This is a genomic window from Paenibacillus terreus (genome assembly GCF_042138595.1).
Taxonomy (GTDB): Bacteria; Bacillota; Bacilli; order Paenibacillales; family Paenibacillaceae; genus Paenibacillus; species Paenibacillus terreus.
Map to the genome: position 1 here is coordinate 33,254 of NZ_JBHIRX010000016.1, position 15,343 is coordinate 48,596.

General features: G+C 50.6%; 17 protein-coding genes. 11 read left to right on the forward strand and 6 right to left on the reverse strand.

What is annotated here, in order from left to right:
- Window positions 1-84 precede the first annotated feature (84 nt).
- Window positions 85-300, forward strand: a complete 216-nt coding sequence (locus ACE5KN_RS23360; protein ID WP_375355328.1) for a hypothetical protein — start codon at window positions 85-87, stop codon at window positions 298-300.
- A gap of 173 nt (window positions 301-473) precedes the next feature.
- Here the strand turns inward: ACE5KN_RS23360 and ACE5KN_RS23365 are convergent, their stop codons facing one another.
- Window positions 474-1,385 (reverse strand): LysR family transcriptional regulator, encoded by a 912-nt coding sequence (locus ACE5KN_RS23365; RefSeq protein ID WP_375527567.1) that lies wholly within the window; start codon window positions 1,383-1,385, stop codon window positions 474-476.
- A gap of 213 nt (window positions 1,386-1,598) precedes the next feature.
- Between ACE5KN_RS23365 and ACE5KN_RS23370 the strand changes: the two genes are divergently transcribed.
- From ACE5KN_RS23370 to ACE5KN_RS23415, 10 genes are all read left to right on the forward strand, one after another.
- Window positions 1,599-2,063, forward strand: a complete 465-nt coding sequence (locus ACE5KN_RS23370; RefSeq protein WP_375527566.1) for a DinB family protein — start codon at window positions 1,599-1,601, stop codon at window positions 2,061-2,063.
- A gap of 36 nt (window positions 2,064-2,099) precedes the next feature.
- A complete protein-coding gene (locus ACE5KN_RS23375; protein WP_375527565.1) occupies window positions 2,100-2,504 on the forward strand; it encodes a nuclear transport factor 2 family protein in 405 nt (134 codons plus the stop codon).
- 338 nt (window positions 2,505-2,842) lie between these two features.
- Window positions 2,843-3,808 carry a metal ABC transporter solute-binding protein, Zn/Mn family gene (locus ACE5KN_RS23380; protein WP_375527564.1) on the forward strand — a complete coding sequence of 322 codons (966 nt, stop codon included), beginning with the start codon at window positions 2,843-2,845 and terminating at the stop codon, window positions 3,806-3,808.
- Between the two features lies 1 nt (window position 3,809).
- The gene (locus ACE5KN_RS23385) at window positions 3,810-4,547 is read left to right on the forward strand and encodes a metal ABC transporter ATP-binding protein (RefSeq protein WP_375527563.1); all 738 of its coding nucleotides are present in this window, start codon (window positions 3,810-3,812) and stop codon (window positions 4,545-4,547) included.
- On the forward strand, window positions 4,544-5,458 hold the full coding sequence (locus tag ACE5KN_RS23390) for a metal ABC transporter permease (protein WP_375527562.1): 915 nt from the start codon (window positions 4,544-4,546) through the stop codon (window positions 5,456-5,458). The genes ACE5KN_RS23385 and ACE5KN_RS23390 overlap by 4 nt, the downstream gene beginning before the upstream one ends.
- Before the next feature lie 3 nt (window positions 5,459-5,461).
- On the forward strand, window positions 5,462-6,337 hold the full coding sequence (locus ACE5KN_RS23395) for a metal ABC transporter permease (protein ID WP_375527561.1): 876 nt from the start codon (window positions 5,462-5,464) through the stop codon (window positions 6,335-6,337).
- Window positions 6,324-6,749, forward strand: coding sequence for a DUF6886 family protein (locus ACE5KN_RS23400; RefSeq protein ID WP_375533166.1), 426 nt, complete (start codon window positions 6,324-6,326; stop codon window positions 6,747-6,749). The genes ACE5KN_RS23395 and ACE5KN_RS23400 overlap by 14 nt, the downstream gene beginning before the upstream one ends.
- Window positions 6,674-7,219, forward strand: a complete 546-nt coding sequence (locus ACE5KN_RS23405) for a GrpB family protein (protein WP_375527559.1) — start codon at window positions 6,674-6,676, stop codon at window positions 7,217-7,219. The genes ACE5KN_RS23400 and ACE5KN_RS23405 overlap by 76 nt, the downstream gene beginning before the upstream one ends.
- 594 nt (window positions 7,220-7,813) lie before the next feature.
- A complete protein-coding gene (locus ACE5KN_RS23410; RefSeq protein WP_375527557.1) occupies window positions 7,814-9,136 on the forward strand; it encodes a stalk domain-containing protein in 1,323 nt (440 codons plus the stop codon).
- Window positions 9,137-9,235: 99 nt separating this feature from the next.
- Window positions 9,236-9,922 (forward strand): HAD family hydrolase, encoded by a 687-nt coding sequence (locus ACE5KN_RS23415; RefSeq protein ID WP_375527556.1) that lies wholly within the window; start codon window positions 9,236-9,238, stop codon window positions 9,920-9,922.
- Between the two features lie 26 nt (window positions 9,923-9,948).
- On the opposite strand, the gene ACE5KN_RS23420 is transcribed toward ACE5KN_RS23415, so the two are convergent.
- The 5 genes from ACE5KN_RS23420 to ACE5KN_RS23440 all read right to left on the reverse strand — a co-directional run bounded on the left by ACE5KN_RS23420 (window position 9,949) and on the right by ACE5KN_RS23440 (window position 15,335).
- Window positions 9,949-11,193 (reverse strand): YheC/YheD family endospore coat-associated protein, encoded by a 1,245-nt coding sequence (locus tag ACE5KN_RS23420; protein ID WP_375527555.1) that lies wholly within the window; start codon window positions 11,191-11,193, stop codon window positions 9,949-9,951.
- Window positions 11,178-11,609 carry a GNAT family N-acetyltransferase gene (locus ACE5KN_RS23425; protein ID WP_375527554.1) on the reverse strand — a complete coding sequence of 144 codons (432 nt, stop codon included), beginning with the start codon at window positions 11,607-11,609 and terminating at the stop codon, window positions 11,178-11,180. Before ACE5KN_RS23425 ends, ACE5KN_RS23420 begins: the two co-directional genes overlap by 16 nt.
- A 20-nt stretch (window positions 11,610-11,629) precedes the next feature.
- On the reverse strand, window positions 11,630-12,739 hold the full coding sequence (locus ACE5KN_RS23430) for a YheC/YheD family endospore coat-associated protein (RefSeq protein WP_375527553.1): 1,110 nt from the start codon (window positions 12,737-12,739) through the stop codon (window positions 11,630-11,632).
- Window positions 12,736-14,106: a YheC/YheD family endospore coat-associated protein gene (locus tag ACE5KN_RS23435; RefSeq protein WP_375527552.1), complete on the reverse strand. Its 1,371-nt coding sequence runs from the start codon at window positions 14,104-14,106 to the stop codon at window positions 12,736-12,738. Before ACE5KN_RS23435 ends, ACE5KN_RS23430 begins: the two co-directional genes overlap by 4 nt.
- 62 nt (window positions 14,107-14,168) lie before the next feature.
- Window positions 14,169-15,335 carry a YheC/YheD family endospore coat-associated protein gene (locus ACE5KN_RS23440; RefSeq protein ID WP_375527551.1) on the reverse strand — a complete coding sequence of 389 codons (1,167 nt, stop codon included), beginning with the start codon at window positions 15,333-15,335 and terminating at the stop codon, window positions 14,169-14,171.
- Between the last annotated feature and the right edge of the window lie 8 nt (window positions 15,336-15,343).

Genomic DNA, 15,343 nt, shown 5'->3' on the forward strand with positions numbered 1-15,343 from the left:
TCAGGTGCAGCAGGCATCGTATAGTTTCAGGCCAATTGGGAAAACCTCCCTAATGTCAAATTTTAATTGGAGCAGGGGGGTCCCGTGAACATATTAAGGTTAACAACTGCGAACGACTTGGAAGGCTTGGAAGGAAATAAAGTGTGGTTGCTTATCGGCATGGTGGTTGTATGGCTCATCATCTGCGTATTTATGAATCGAAAGCTGAACAAGCAGCGTAATAACAAAACCACCGGCGTCATTGGCGGCATCGGCCTGTTGCTGATTATAGGCTTCTGGGCAGTTCGTTTTTTGCGTTGACGAAGCATCCTGCGGGGTGCTTTTTCTTATGGGCTTCAGGATCATATTGGTCAGGTGGGTTTCTAAAATCCATCATGGAAAAAACCTCCTTCTGTATGATTCTTACATGTAACATGATTTCTTACAGTTGTTTTTTTGTGCCCGGCAAATTGATCATGAGAAAGTAGAAGCGCTCAGCCTAAGGATCGGCTGCTGTGCTCCATGACGCTTTGGATGTAAGATTGCAATACCTCAATGAACAACTTCGCTGCTTTGCCCATAAACCTGTCTGCACGATAGATGATGCAAATATCTTGACTTGGTGTGGGATTCAGCAGTGTAACGGCGGTGATCTGCTCCCGATTAAGATAGTCCACTAACAGCCGGGGGAGAATGCATGCTCCGACACCCTGCTCGACCAGGGAAAGCAGAGTTGATAGAGTAGAAGTTATAATGGGGCTGTCGAGTGTAATTCCCTTTTGCTGACAGCAGGCGTTCATAACCTTCGAAATCTGGTGCTCCGGCCCGAACATGACCATCTTCATGTGCTGTAATTGTTCAAAAGGAATGGCTTTCAATTTTGCAGCAGGGTGGTCCGACCTTACAGCTAAAACAAACTCTTCATGGAACAGCGGGATAACGGATATTCGCTCATCAGGTTTGTCAGGTGTCGTGGTAACACCGAGATCCCGAATGCCGTCAACAACCTGTTCGTATACATCCGTCGTCTCCGTGACCTTAATCGACAGCTTGGGATACGACCGATGAAAGTCGATCAGCAGAGCGTCAAATAAAAGATCTCCGTCTCCGGGCAGGATGCCGATGTCCAGTCTTCCCCCCTCGATTTGCTTCAGATCCGCTATGGCCGCTTGAATATAGTCTATACGCTCGAAAATTAGCTTGCTCTGCTCCAGAAGGATCTGCCCCGCATCCGTTAAAGCAATCCGTCTCCCCATGCGGTCAAACAACGGAACCCCCAGTTCATTTTCCAAAAACTTGATTTGCTGACTGAGATTCGACTGAGTCGTACAGAGATTTTCTGCCGCTTTGGAGAAGTGCATCTCCTTGCATATAGCAGCGAAGTACTGGAGCTGTCTAAGTTCCATTCCGCGATGCCCCTTTATCTGTTGTTTTGTTTCGCGCAAAAGCAGATCTTGCTTGCCTCCAGTATAACGAAGACTTGGATTATTTTCACTAGCTGACTATTGATCCATTAGTAATACCGATCCATTGGATCGGAATCGTGTGATTGTTGCGTGTTCAGGGGACGACTACACTGGAACTATATACAGCAACATCAAAAAGAGGAGGCGTCTCTTATGAGTCAGGCAATTATCCACACAAGTAAAGTGCTCCGTCAGGTTGTCATTGGTCAGGTTCAAGCAGTTTCTGAGGAGCAGCTGGACGTGCAGCCCAAGGGCTTTAACAACACAATCCGCTGGAATGTTGGTCACATGATCTATTGGATGGATCGTTACTCCACACTTTGCCTAGATGTCCCGTCTTCGATTCCGGAGCATTATGAGTCATTGTTTAACTCCGGAACCAAACCGTCATCCTGGTCCATAGCTCCTCCGGGCAAAGAAGAATTGATGCAAATGTTGACGATGCAGCTTTCCCGCTTCTCCGAGCTGACGCCTTCCATGCTGACCGCGGCATTGAAATCGCCATATGTTATGGGACCATTCCAATTCGATACGGCAGGCGAGCTGTTCAATTTTGCTTTGATTCACGAGGGAATTCACCTGGGTACCATTTCCGGCCTGCTTAAAGCAATGCAATAAGGTAAACTCAATCTCGAAAAAGGAGACCGATGTTATATGAAAGCTGCCCAAGTGTTACAACAGTATTTTCAAAATTTGCAGGATATGGACAAGGCACTCAATTATGTTCACAGAGATGCAGAGTTTATCGCGGCATTCGAGCAAGAGACGGACAGACATCATTTTTATGGGACGTATTATGGGGTAGAAGGCGTAAGGACGCTGTTGTCCAAGTTTCAAAGAGATCTCGATACCCAGGAATTTGAAATCCATAAGGTACTGGGCGACGAAATCACAGCTTTTGCCTGGGGACGATTTCAGCATCGGGTGCGACCGACCAATAAAATATTTGAAAGCTATTGGGCTGTCGTGTGCGAAGTGGAAGACGGCAAGATTAAGTACTTCCGGGGTTTTGAAGATACGGGTGCCCTGGAGGCTTCTTTTAGAGGGGAATCGAATTAATACATTCACTCAAGATAAACTGGAGTTAAAAAAATGGGAATCGTTCTTATGCGGAACGACTCCCATTTTTTACGGGCCTTGCTTGAGGTTGGAGCATTGTGATTTGCAGCAGGCCCCGCACAATTCTCGGATATGTATAAAATAACCTTTATACATTAACCGTTTCCGGTATAGCCCGGAGGCGGTTTTTGTTTGCCTGTTTTTCTCAAAAAAACTATTGACAAAATGACTTCGTTCAAATAACTTGTATTTAAACATAAATGTTTCCTTAAGGAAACTTATTGTACATAAGAAATATTTTTTTCATTCGTGAAAAAGTGGTGAAGGGAGTTAAATTAATGAAAAAGAGCATTTTCAGAAGCAAAAGGCAGGTAAGGCTGTGTTTGGCACTAGGACTGGCGCTTATGCTCTCGGCTTGTTCCTCAGCGGCGGGAAGCCCGCCGGAAGCCCGTGATCCTGGGCAGCCATTGCGTGTCGTAACAACCATTGCCCAAATTGCCGAACCCGTCTCCATCATCGGAGGCGACCGGGTTCAGGTGGAAAGCTTGATGGGGCCTGGAGTGGATCCGCATTTATACAAACCGACGCCGGGGGATATCAAGAAGCTTGACGGTGCTGAAATGGTCCTGTACAGCGGGCTGCATCTGGAGGCCAATATGCTCAAGGTGTTCGAGCAGCTTGGGAAGAACAAACCTGCAGTCGGGATCGGGGATACTCTTCCGGAGGAGCAGCTGCTGAAGGATACGGGAGGAGCCATTGATCCGCACGTTTGGTTTGATATTGATTTGTGGAAACAGGCGCTTGACGCGGCAGTGGAGGAACTGAAGAAGGCCTCTCCTGAAGATGCGGATGAATTTGAAGCAAACAAAAGAGCCTACTTTGCAGAGCTGGACCGCCTGAAGCAGGAAGCGTCAGATAAAATAGCGGAAATCCCGGAGGAAAAGAGAGTGCTTATTACTGCGCATGACGCCTTTGGCTATTTTGGGCGTATGCTGGATATTGAGGTGGTGGGACTGCAGGGACTAAGCACAGAGGATGAGGTCGGACTTTCGGACATTGAGCATACCGTCGATCTTCTTCTGGAGCACAACGTGCCTGCGGTATTTGTGGAAAGCAGCATCAACCCGGCTTCTGTCAACGCAGTCATCGAAGGCGCCAAACAGAAGGGGCTGCAGGTCTCTCTTGGTGGTGAGCTTTTCTCCGATGCCATGGGAGCGGCGGATACGGAAGAAGGCACCTATATCGGCATGTATCGCCACAACGTAGATACGATCCATAAAGCTTTGAGTGGAAAGGGGGATTAACATGGACAGCGTATTGAGTGTAGAGCAGCTAACCGCTTCATACCGCAAAAACAAAGTGCTGAACAATGTAAGCTTTCAGGTACAGCCGGGAACGCTGACGGCGATTGTGGGACCGAACGGTGCCGGGAAGTCCACCCTGTTGAAAGTCGTTCTGGAGCTTCATCCGCGATTGTCAGGAGCGGTGACCTGTTTTGGAGCTTCCTATGCCCAGGTCAAATCAAGAATCGGTTATGTGCCGCAGCGGGGATCGGTGGACTGGGACTTTCCTACAAACGCGCTGGATGTGGTCATGATGGGGCTGTATGGCCGAATCGGCTGGTTAAAATGGCCTAAGCGCGAGCACCGGGAGCTGGCTATGTCTGCACTGGAGGAGATGGGGCTCGGCAGCTATGCCGACCGCCAGATCAGCCAGTTATCCGGCGGGCAGCAGCAGCGGGTGTTTCTTGCTAGAGCACTTGTGCAGGATGCCGACCTGTATTTCCTGGATGAGCCGCTTGCCGGGGTGGATGCGGCCACGGAAAAGGTCATTATGGACACCCTGAACACGCTCAAAAGCAAAGGGCGTACGGTCATGGTTGTTCATCATGATTTACAGACGGTGGAGGAGTATTTCGATCATGTGCTGATGCTGAACCGGACCGTCATGGCGCACGGACCGACAGCGGAGGTATTCAATCAGGCCAATATCACGAGAACGTATGGCGGCTCATTACGCTGGATGGGGGATAAGCTGGGATGATTACACTGTCCGCTAACACGCAATGGGTGCTCCTGAGCACCATGATGCTGGGTATGGCGGCCGGTGTCATCGGCTGCTTTGCCTATTGGAAGAGACAAAGCCTGATGAGCGACGCATTATCCCATGCCGCGCTTCCGGGCGTGGTTGCGGGATTCGCTGTTCTGGGGACGAAAAGCCTGCCGGTCATGCTTGCCGGTGCGGCCTTAAGCGCCTTGCTGGGCGCGCTGTTCATTCATTGGATTCGGACGTCAAGTCGCGTCAAGGAAGATGCGGCGATGGGAATTGTGCTGTCCGTCTTTTTTGGACTTGGAATTATGCTGCTTACGCTCGTCAACAGGATGCCTGGCGGACAACAAAGCGGTCTGGACAGCTTTATTTTCGGTCAGTCGGCGTCGATGGTAAGACAGGATGTATATACGATGATTGGTATTACGCTGCTCGTATTTGTTGCCGCAATTGCAGGGTGGAAGGAATGGAAGCTGTTTCTGTTTGATCCGCAATTCGCCGGCGGACTCGGACTGTCCGGCCGTGTGATGAACATGGTATATATGGTTCTGCTGGTGCTTGTGATCGTCATCGGGATTCAGGCGGCGGGGGTCATTTTGATGGCGGCTCTACTGATTATCCCTGGTGTAAGCGCCCGCTACTGGACACATTCCTATACGGCGATGCTGGGTTTGGCGGCTTTGTTCGGCGGTGGCTCGGGCATTGCGGGCACATTAATCAGCGCCATGGGCGACGGATGGCCGACAGGGCCATTCATCGTGCTTTCAGCCACTTTCCTGTTTGTCGTTTCATTGTCGTTCGGTTCACGTAAAGGGTTACTTGTCACCTTCTTGCAGCAGCGTGCCCAAAGGCTGGAAGCGACGAAGCAGACAACTGCCCGCGAGTCCGTTGAAAGGGGAGGATGACACATGTCTTATAGCGGATGGATATTGATAACCGCTTCATTGGTAGGGCTATCCTGCGGTTTTATCGGTGTGCTGCTGATTCTGCGCAGAATGGCCATGATGGCGGATGCGATCAGCCATACGGTGCTGCTGGGCATCGTCGTCGCTTACCTCGTTACGCGTGAGTTAAGTGGAGTGCATATGCTCATCGGTGCTGTAGCAGCAGGGCTCCTTACATCACTGTTTGTTCAATGGCTTCATGCGCGGGGCGTGCAGCAGGAGGCCTCCATCGGGGTGGTGTTTACCGGCCTGTTTGCGATTGGGGTGGTTTTGATCGCCACACGGGTGGGCAATGCCCATCTGGACATCCAGCATACACTGATGGGGGAAATCACCTTTATCCCCTGGGAGCTGATGCATCTGCCCTGGATTGGGGAAGTGCCTGCAGCCGTTTTTCTGTTATCACTGGTCCTGATGATCGTGCTGGCAGTCATCCTTGCCTTCTATAAGGAGTGGAAAATCACTTCGTTTGACCCTGCGCTGGCCGCCAGTCTGGGCATCCCCGTGGTGCTGATGCATTATGTATTTATGTCTCTTGTCTCGATCACAACGGTGGCCGCATTTGACGCTGTCGGTGCCATTATGGTTGTAGCTATGCTGATTACCCCGGCCGCGGCCGCCTACTTGTGGACGGATCGTCTGCTGGTCATGATGGGGCTGAGCGGACTGTTCGGCGTGCTCTCTGCATTCATGGGATATTATATAGCGCTGTGGCTGGATACCTCGATTTCCGGCTCGATGGCATTCTCGACGGGAATTGTGTTTTTGGTGAGCTTTCTTTGTTCGCCGCGGCATGGGCTTGCGGTCAGGCTGGTCCGGCCTGTGGATGCCGAGGCGTAAGGGCATAACTGTTCCCTTGACTTTGATATCGTTTTCAGTTCATATAGAAGATACTATACGTTTTTCCAAAAGAGGCTGCTACAAACTGACGGCAGTCTCTTTTGTCCGTCAACCCACCCAGATTAAATTTTTCGGCTTATCTTCAGCAGATGTCGTCATCACGGTGGAAAAAGACTGGTATGAACGAATCAGGAATACCACGCTCTACAGGTATCGTTTTCCCAATGAATCCTTTGAGTTGTTCGATGAAATTGCAGGATATTACATAAGTTTGCGAATGCAAAAGGCGGATTTTAAAAATTTTGGCGTTGAAACGGCCTTAAAAGGAGCGGAATCATGGAGGACCAATGGAGAATTTCACCCTATCAAACGGAGTGGAAACAGTTGTTTGCGGAGACGGCAAGCAAATTAAGAGAGTCGCTGGGGGAGGTGGCTGTGCGGATCGATCATATTGGTTCTACTTCCGTGACCGGATTGGATGCCAAGCCAATCATCGATATTCAGATCTCCGTTTCCGACTATGATGACTTGCCCAGCTATAGGCACAAGATTGAAAGCGTGGGCTTCGTGTTAAGGGAGGAAAATCCGGACAAGACGAAAAGATATTTCCGCGAGGTGCCGGGAGCACGCAGGACCCATATCCATGTACGGCAGGCGGGAAGCCTGGCGGAACAGGTAACCCTGGTCTTCAGGGACTATTTGCGGACACATCCGGAGGACGGCTTAAGGTATGCCAGCGAAAAACACCGGCTCATGAAGCTGTATAAGAATGAACGCCCAAAGTATGTCAAAGGAAAAGGGCCAATAGTTTGGGATATATTACACAGGGCCTATCTCTGGTCGCAAGCGGTCGGCAGGGCGCCGGGCAGGTCCGATATGTAGGGGCTACAAAGTTGAAAGAAATAGTGCCTAAAATTTTTTTAATATCAGTGCTTTTTTCATGGTTCAAAAGGAGGGATTGGGAAAAAGATGTCGAATACAGACATCTAAGGAGACGAGGTGATAGAAATGAACTCTACATACAAGATATTACATACAGATTTGGAATTATTTGCAGCTGTCGCAGCTCAAGTGAAGGTTCATGTAGTCATGCCGATGGATCATATTTCAGATGTAGTTGTAAATAGTGGGGGACCGATCGAGAAGTTTACTCCCGAAGCTGTGAAGATTAACGGAGGATTTTACTTCAGGGACCGATTTGAATTCAGAACGGAAATATGAGACTTTACCGCCCGCCGGTAGAGTCTTTTTTTTGCAGTAAGCATCAAAAAAACAGGAAGATTTTAACCGGAAAAATGGCCTAAAGGGTTATCAAATCATCCTATTAATGTTACCCTAGTAGAATAAGCCTATCCATTTTTTCTCTGTTTGGAGGGAAAAGCTGCGTTTTTAAGTCCAATAATGAATTTTGGGCATCTGTATCTATCAAGCAGTAGGATGAGAGCAAATTTGATAGAAAAGGAGAAGACGACAGTCATGAAATCCAAGAAAAAAACCATTGCCCTGACCGCAGTAACCGTACTTACCGCTTCCGGAGTGATTTTCAGCCAGACTACATATGCGGCCCAAGCCACCAAGACCCTTAAGGCGGTGTATAACAATATCGGCATTACGTATAACGGTACTGCAGTCTCATATGATGCCGAAAGCGAGCCTTTTATGATCAATGGTACGACCTATCTTCCGCTCCGTATGGTAGGGACTGCCCTGAACAAAAATGTATCCTGGGATGGCACCAATAAACGGGTGATTATCACTGACAACGGGTCAGCCGGGGCCGTGGACAATTCCACGCTGACGGCTTTAAACAGCCAGATTAACAGCCTGAACCAGGAACTGACGACTACCAAAACTTCCATTTCAAGCAAGGATTCTCAAATTACATCTTTGAAGGCGGATATTGAGAAACTTAAAGCCGAGCAAAATAAAGGCAGCAGCCTTGATAAAATGGAAGATAAACTGAACGACCGGTATGGGGACTACAAAAAAACGGACGCCGAAATCTCTCTCAAAGGGGATGAGGACGATATTACCGTCAGAATTGATGTCAATAAGTCTAAATGGAGAGATTTGACCAGCAGCGTGAAAAAGGACTTCGTTCAGGACATTGTGGACGACCTGCTGAATGAATATAAAGACGCGGATATTTCCGGCGGCATTTATGATTCCGGCAAGCTGGAATCCTTCTCTGTCAGCAGCAGCGGCAAGGTCAGCCTGAGCGGCAGCTCGGGAATGGATCTGGACGAGATGGAGGACGAGCTCAAGGACGAATATGACAGATACAAAAAAACTTCTTCGCGGATCTCACTGAGCGGTGACGAAGACGATATTACTGTCAGAATCGATGTGAATAAAGACGGCTGGCGCGAGCTTTCGACCGCCACGCAGAGAAGATATCTGCAGGACATCGTTGATGATCTGCGGGCTGAATACGAAGATGCCAAAATAACGGGCAAAATTTACGATTCCTCCAAACTATCGTCCTTCACTGTCAGCAGCAGAGGAGAGGTAAATCTGAGCTCCGATGTGGATATCGAGGACATCGAGAGCCAATTGACCAATGATTTCGGCAGTTATTATGGAGCAACTTTCAGCTTCAAGCTGGAGGGGAAAGCAGATGATTCAATAACCGTAAAAGTGTACGTAACCAAGAAGGATTGGGACAGTCTGAGCTCTTACCGCCAATCGTCGTTCAAGTCTGACCTGCGTGACGATGCGTACAAGTTTTTCCCTGATGCGAGTGTGTACGGATATGTTTACAACAAGGATGACACAGGCAGCTACTTCGACCGTTTCTAAGGCAGCCTTCTTCTTTAGTTTACACGGCTCTCCGTTTTTGCTTATGATTACAGGGGATGCTTACACTGCTATGGATTACGGAAGGATGGATAAGTGAGGATGGAAACCGCAAAGCTCTTGAAGAAGCCGGAAGCGATGATTTTCGATATGGATGGCACCTTGTTTCAGACGGAAACCCTGCTGCTGCCGGCGTACCACAAGCTGTTCGACACGCTGCGCGCGGAAGGGCTTTTTGAAGGGGAGACCCCGCCGGAGGAGAGAATGCTGAACAGCCTCGGCATGCTGCTAAGTGATATATGGATGCGGGTGATGCCCGAAGCGAGTGACGCTGCCCGCGCGCGGGCGGATGAGCTGCTGCTGGAACTGGAAATCGAAGGCCTGAAGCACGGAAGCCATCAGCTGTATCCACAGGTCAAGAAGACACTGCAGGCGCTGCATGATCAGGGAGTTCGGCTGTTTGTTGCGAGCAACGGACTTGAGGATTATGTCAAAGGGGTGGCGGCTGCGCATGAGCTGCTGCCACTGTTTGAAGGCTTGTACAGCGCGGGGGAGTACAATACGTCTTCCAAGGTCCATCTGGTTGAACTGCTCCTGGAAAAACACCGCGTATCAAGCGCGTGGATGGTTGGAGATCGTTCCTCTGACGTGGAGGCTGGCAAAGAAAACGGACAGACGGTCATCGGCTGCGCATACGCCGGCTTCGGCAGGGAAGATGAACTGAAGGGCTCTGATGTGATCATCAATGATTTTACAGAGCTGCTTCGCCTTTACAAAGAGGCGCAATGACCTTTTTTCGGAGAAGAAAGTCCCGCTCAGGCGGGACTTTTCCTTTTCTTTTTTCTCCCGATGAAAGGCTTTGCAGGTTTCACGATTTTCGCATTCTTCACGATTTTTGAAGCTTTCCCTTTCTTGACAGCTTTCACATTCTTCACGGTCTTCACTCTTTTTACCGCTTCGCTTGTAGCCAGTCTGGTCCGATACACCCATAATGCGTATTCAAGCGGCCGAATGATGGCTTTTCTATAGGTATCCTTTTCCCCGATCCGCGCAAACACTTCCCTGGAAGGCTTGGGATTGACCTCCAGCAGATAAATATTCCCCTCTTTATTAATCGCCAGGTCTAAAGCCAGTTCACATAACCCGCCATATTCCGAGTCCAGAAATGAGGCAACTTGAATGCCCAGCTTGCCTGCATCTTCCTGAACGCGCTCCCGCAGCTCGTCGCTTTTAATCCAGTGTTCCAGCAGGGTTTTCATGGAAATGGCCCGCCCGCCCCCGTGCAGATTGGAAGTTACGCTGCGGACCGGACCGACGCGCCCCGCGCAGCCTGTTACCTCCCATTTGCCCTGACCGTTTTTCTGCACAAGCATTCTGTAATCATGTACCCGGCCGCTTTCCAGCTCATTAGGTATGCCTTCCTGGATCAAATATTGGTCCAGGTTCCAATAATGCAGCCATGCTTGCAGCCGTGTCCGGTGGATCCGTTTGCGGGGGATGATCTGCCGTTTCATATTCCGCCCTTGAATTACATAGTACTTGTCATCTGCACCTAAATGTTCAATACGCAGAATTCCCCGTCCTCCGGTACCGTTAACAGGCTTTAGATAGATCAGACGGGTCTTTTTGAGCATCTCTTCGATGTCTTTGTAGCTCCGGTAAAAGACGGTTTCCGGCAAGTGCGGCTTGAAGGCGGCTCTGGTGGAAAGTACCTCATGAATCGTCCACTTGTTGCGGAGCGGACGGTTCAAGTACACCAGGTGGCTGTACTTATTCCGGAAGCTTTTAAGCTGCTGAAATCGCACGCTCTTTTGAATGCGGCAGCGGTCCAAGACCATATGGGGGAACTCACGCCATTTCCGGGTCCATTTGCCTTGGGATGGGTCGAAAACATGCGCCAGCAGCTGCCTGCGTGTCGGATGGACATCCGCCGGTGTAAAGACGTAAACGTCCAGGCCGAGCCGGCGGCCTTCCTCGATCATTTTCTGATAAACCCGCCGATCTTCGAACTGCTTCGCCTTGTTGAGGTAGAGTGTCATAATGCCTAAGACGGGCTGCATAGCAATTCACCTGCCTTGGCGCTAAATTCTGCAGGGTGGGCTGCAGACTGCGGATCCTTAAAGCTGATAGGTGTTCTGCGCCTTCTGCTTGCCTGCCTGAGCGCAGTATGAAAAAGACGAGCCCCCAGTCCATGGCCGCGGTATACCGGTCTGACCGCCACGATGGACGCCCTGGTACCATACTCCATGATCAGACTGAAACCGGCCAGCTCCGGTCCCAGCTCGGTGCGGACATAGCCGCAGACGAGAGCGAAACCGGGCTGGCGGAGCTGCTCGGGGGTCAAAAGCAAAACTTCCTTCAGTTTAGTGCGAAACGCGTGATTGTCGCTCCAGCTGTATGCCAGGTACAGCAGTTTACGCCTGAACGCAAGCCATTCATCGGGGGGATAACTTCTGACGGAAACGATGTGTATCAAGCGTTGATCACCTCCCGGACTCATTCTTTCTGCTGTTCGGCCAAATAAGAGCTGTAATAAAAAATTCGTTCCAGCGATTTTTTCCGAATTTCAGGTTCGTCAAACTTCATCGGCTTGGCGTTGGCCTCGAAGAACCACAGGTTGCCGGAGCGGTCAATTCCAAGGTCCATCGACATTTCGCCGATCATTCCTTTTGTGCTGCTTTCAATCTGCCGCGCAATTTGCAGTGCTGATGCCTGAACGCGCTGCAGGTGGGCATCAGTCATTTCTGCGCCAAAAGTGGCGGACAGCAGTCTTTGCGGATCCTCGACGCTGCCTCCGCGCGGAACATGGGTCGTGATGCTGCGGCTGCCGGCCAGCCGCGCCCCGATCCCGGTGACACGCCATAGGCCCCTCCGGTTTTTCTGGGCCAATACCCTCAGGTCGAACGGACGGTTGCGGCTGGTGGCAAGTTCAATGCCCTGCTGAACAATGTAAGGAATACTGCCTGTTTTGCGTTGAATTCGTGACCACAGACTGTAGAAGTTGCTTGTTTTGTAAATACTGCTTTTGCGGTCAGTCTGAATTTTCAGCCGATACGTCGTTGGGGCTCTCCTGCTGCATTTCACCGTCATGATGCCTTTGCCCGCTTTTCCGCTCTCCGGCTTGAGATAAAGGGAGGGATAGGACTGCAGCATTTTCAGCAGTACCCCCGAATTCAGCAGCCTTCTCGTGGCAGGTACCAATCCGCGTGTTTTGCTGGAAGACTTTAACGACTGAAACAAATTCCACTTGTTGAAGAAGCCGGAATTATATAAAGAGATGCCCTTGGCCCGCTGCAGCTCCTCAATACGGTTGCGTACCCACGGTTTGTGCTCATCCACCCTGCCGGGAATCCGGTTGTAGACAACCTGGGGGCGGGGAAAATACCCCGACTCCCATTGTTTTGTGCTTCTGTTGTAACTGTATCCCTTCACTGAATATTTTGCCGGGTCAAGCTCTTTGACTGTAACGACATAGACGAGGTGCCCCATTCGTGTTCCGGTTTCCAAAATCTCCTGAAAATTTTCCAGATTCCCGCGGAACATTCGTTTGTTGTCATGCATGGTCAGAATGGCGACAATCGGCTTATCCTGCTTCCTGTTGTTCACGTTTCCTCCCTCCTGCGGAACTTACTGAGATAGAGACAGTGCTCAAGGATATGATCAATGGACGCCTTGCCTTCCGCGCGAAGAGAAGGATGCTGGAAGATGGACCGCCCGGGTTTGGAGTTGGCTTCAAACATCCATATTTTTTCGGATTGATCAATACCAAGGTCAAAGCCGAGCTCGCCGATCAGGTGGGGGTGCTGGCGTTCAATAGCTTCCGCTAACGTGATTGCTGCCCTTTTGGCCTTTTCAAGCACCTCTCCGGAGCGGTCTCCGAAGGAGCGGGAGAGTGCGCGTTCGGGAGTCAGAAGAGAGCCGCCGTTTTTAATATGAGTGGTAACGCTGCCCCGGCCGGATTTCTTGGCTCCAATACCGACGACGACCCATTTATTGGAGCCGTTCTTGTGCATGTGAAACCGGAAATCGATGGGGCAGCCGTCGATTTCAATCAGGCGGATTCCCTGCTGAACGACATATCCGCGCATGGATGATCCCAGTCTCCCCTGCAGCATCCTGTATAAAGAATTGAATGAGGAAAAGCGGAGCAGGGCATTGCTTTTATTTTTGCGGAAGCGAGCATAGTATCCGCGCTGGGGAAGCGTGGAAAGCCTGTAAATGCCTTTGCCCAGACTGCCGGCACTCGGTTTGTAATACACCATCTGATGCCGTTCGAGCATTTCCTGGATAAGCTCCCTTCCAGGGTTCACGTGATATTCCGGAATATAACGGGCAACCGTCGCTTCCCTCTCCAGCATGCGGTAAATGTCGGATTTGTTAAAGAAGCTCCAGTTGAAGAAAGGTATTTTCCGGCGTATAAAACGTTCCCGCAGCTGGTTGGTGGAAGGTGCGAAATCATATCTTCTGCTTGGAAGACGGTTATATACAACATCGGGAAGAGGTACGGATTTTTTGGTAAATGTTCCATTCTCATTAAGGAAGTAACCCATCACCTTCTCTGTCTGCCAGTTGATGTCCTTTGGCGTGAAAGCGAAAATATAGAATTGTTTGCTTCCTGCCTTCAGAAGCTGTTTAATGAACCCGGTTCGTGATCCGAAAGGGCTGGCGGAGGAGCCTTGACCATCGGACAGCACGCCGATCAGGGGTCCGAGGTGCACTACACCGTCTTCATTCTTCAAATAGATGGTTCCTGCTTTTGGCACCCTGATCGCATTTCGGACACCGGAAGCCAGATATAAATGACGCCCCGCTTTTTTAATCGGCTTTACGGTTGCCGGAATCCGGCCTTTCCCGAACCTGAGCTGAACCGACTTGTTTCCTGAGAGATTTAAATTTTTATACAGCGCATTGGAGATATAGACGACTCGATCAGGCTGTGCCGTGAAATGAACATTACAAGGGGTCAACCTCATATATTTATCCTCCTATCCCGGCCGGGCATGAACCCGCGGCGGTGAACGCCAGCCGGGTCAGCTTAGCTGAAAACTTGGAAAGTTGCATGTGTGCCAGTGCGGATCGCAGCCGGGGCATGCCGGTGCATTAAATGCCGCGCATACAGAAGCGGACGGGTTACAGCTGCAACGGCACCTGCTTGATCTCCAATCTCTGTGAAAACGGCCCGCCCCGGTTTGGAATTTACCTCCAGGATCCACAGCCGCCCCGAACGGTCAATGCCAAAATCTATGCCCAGCTCACCGAGCCGGCCGTACCGGGACTCCAATACTGGCGGTATATCCATAGACAGCTGATTGATTTTCTTCAGAACACTGCTTGCTTTTTGTGTGCCAAACTGGTCTTGCAAATAACCTGCAGCTTCCCGGGCTGTTCCTCCGCCGTGCAGGTTGGAAGTCAGGCTTCCCGGCTCACCTTCGCGGACGGCGGTCCCGGTCAATGTCCATTGTCCCTTTCCGTCTTTCTGTACTAGGGCACGGACATCGAAAGGACGGCCTGTGGAAGAATGTAAATCCAGAAAAGGCTGAATAATATACGGCCGCCCCCGAATAAACGCGGCAATCCAGTCATATGCTTCATCAAAACTGGAATAAGCAAGGAAAAAAGGCCGGTTGCTGCGATCACGTCCCCGGAGGGAGAACGGAGCCTCGCCGGAATTGTACTGCTTCTGTAAACAAAGCGTTCTTTTTCCCTGCATGCCGGACTGTGGTTTCAGAAACACACTCTGATGGCGGGAAAGAAGATCCCGGAGGCGATCCTTGCTGAACTGTACGGTCAGAGGCAGATACCCGGATAGCCGGGAATCATGTCTCAATGTAACGTAAACCCGCCATTTGCCAGGCAGGCTGCCCGAGAGAAAGGTGCATGGCCGCCCCAGTCCGGAAGCCATGCGCCGCAGCCGGGAACGGGCCGTTCTTCCTTCCCTGTAATTGCAGCAGCGGTTATATATAATGTCCGGCAGGGGGAAGCTGCAGGTGTGCCAAGCCCCGTCACGATGTACGAAGCCGTTGATTCGTCCGCTTTCCGGGTGAATGCCCCCTGCATTGAAGGCGGCGACATGTATGCCCAGCCGTCTGCCCATCCGGATCAGTCTGCGGCAGAAGCCTGGCTCGCCTATGGGGACTGAGCCCCTGGCCGTACTGACCAGCACGCCCAGCATCGGTTTGGAAACTGCATGTAAATCCAGCATACGGAGTA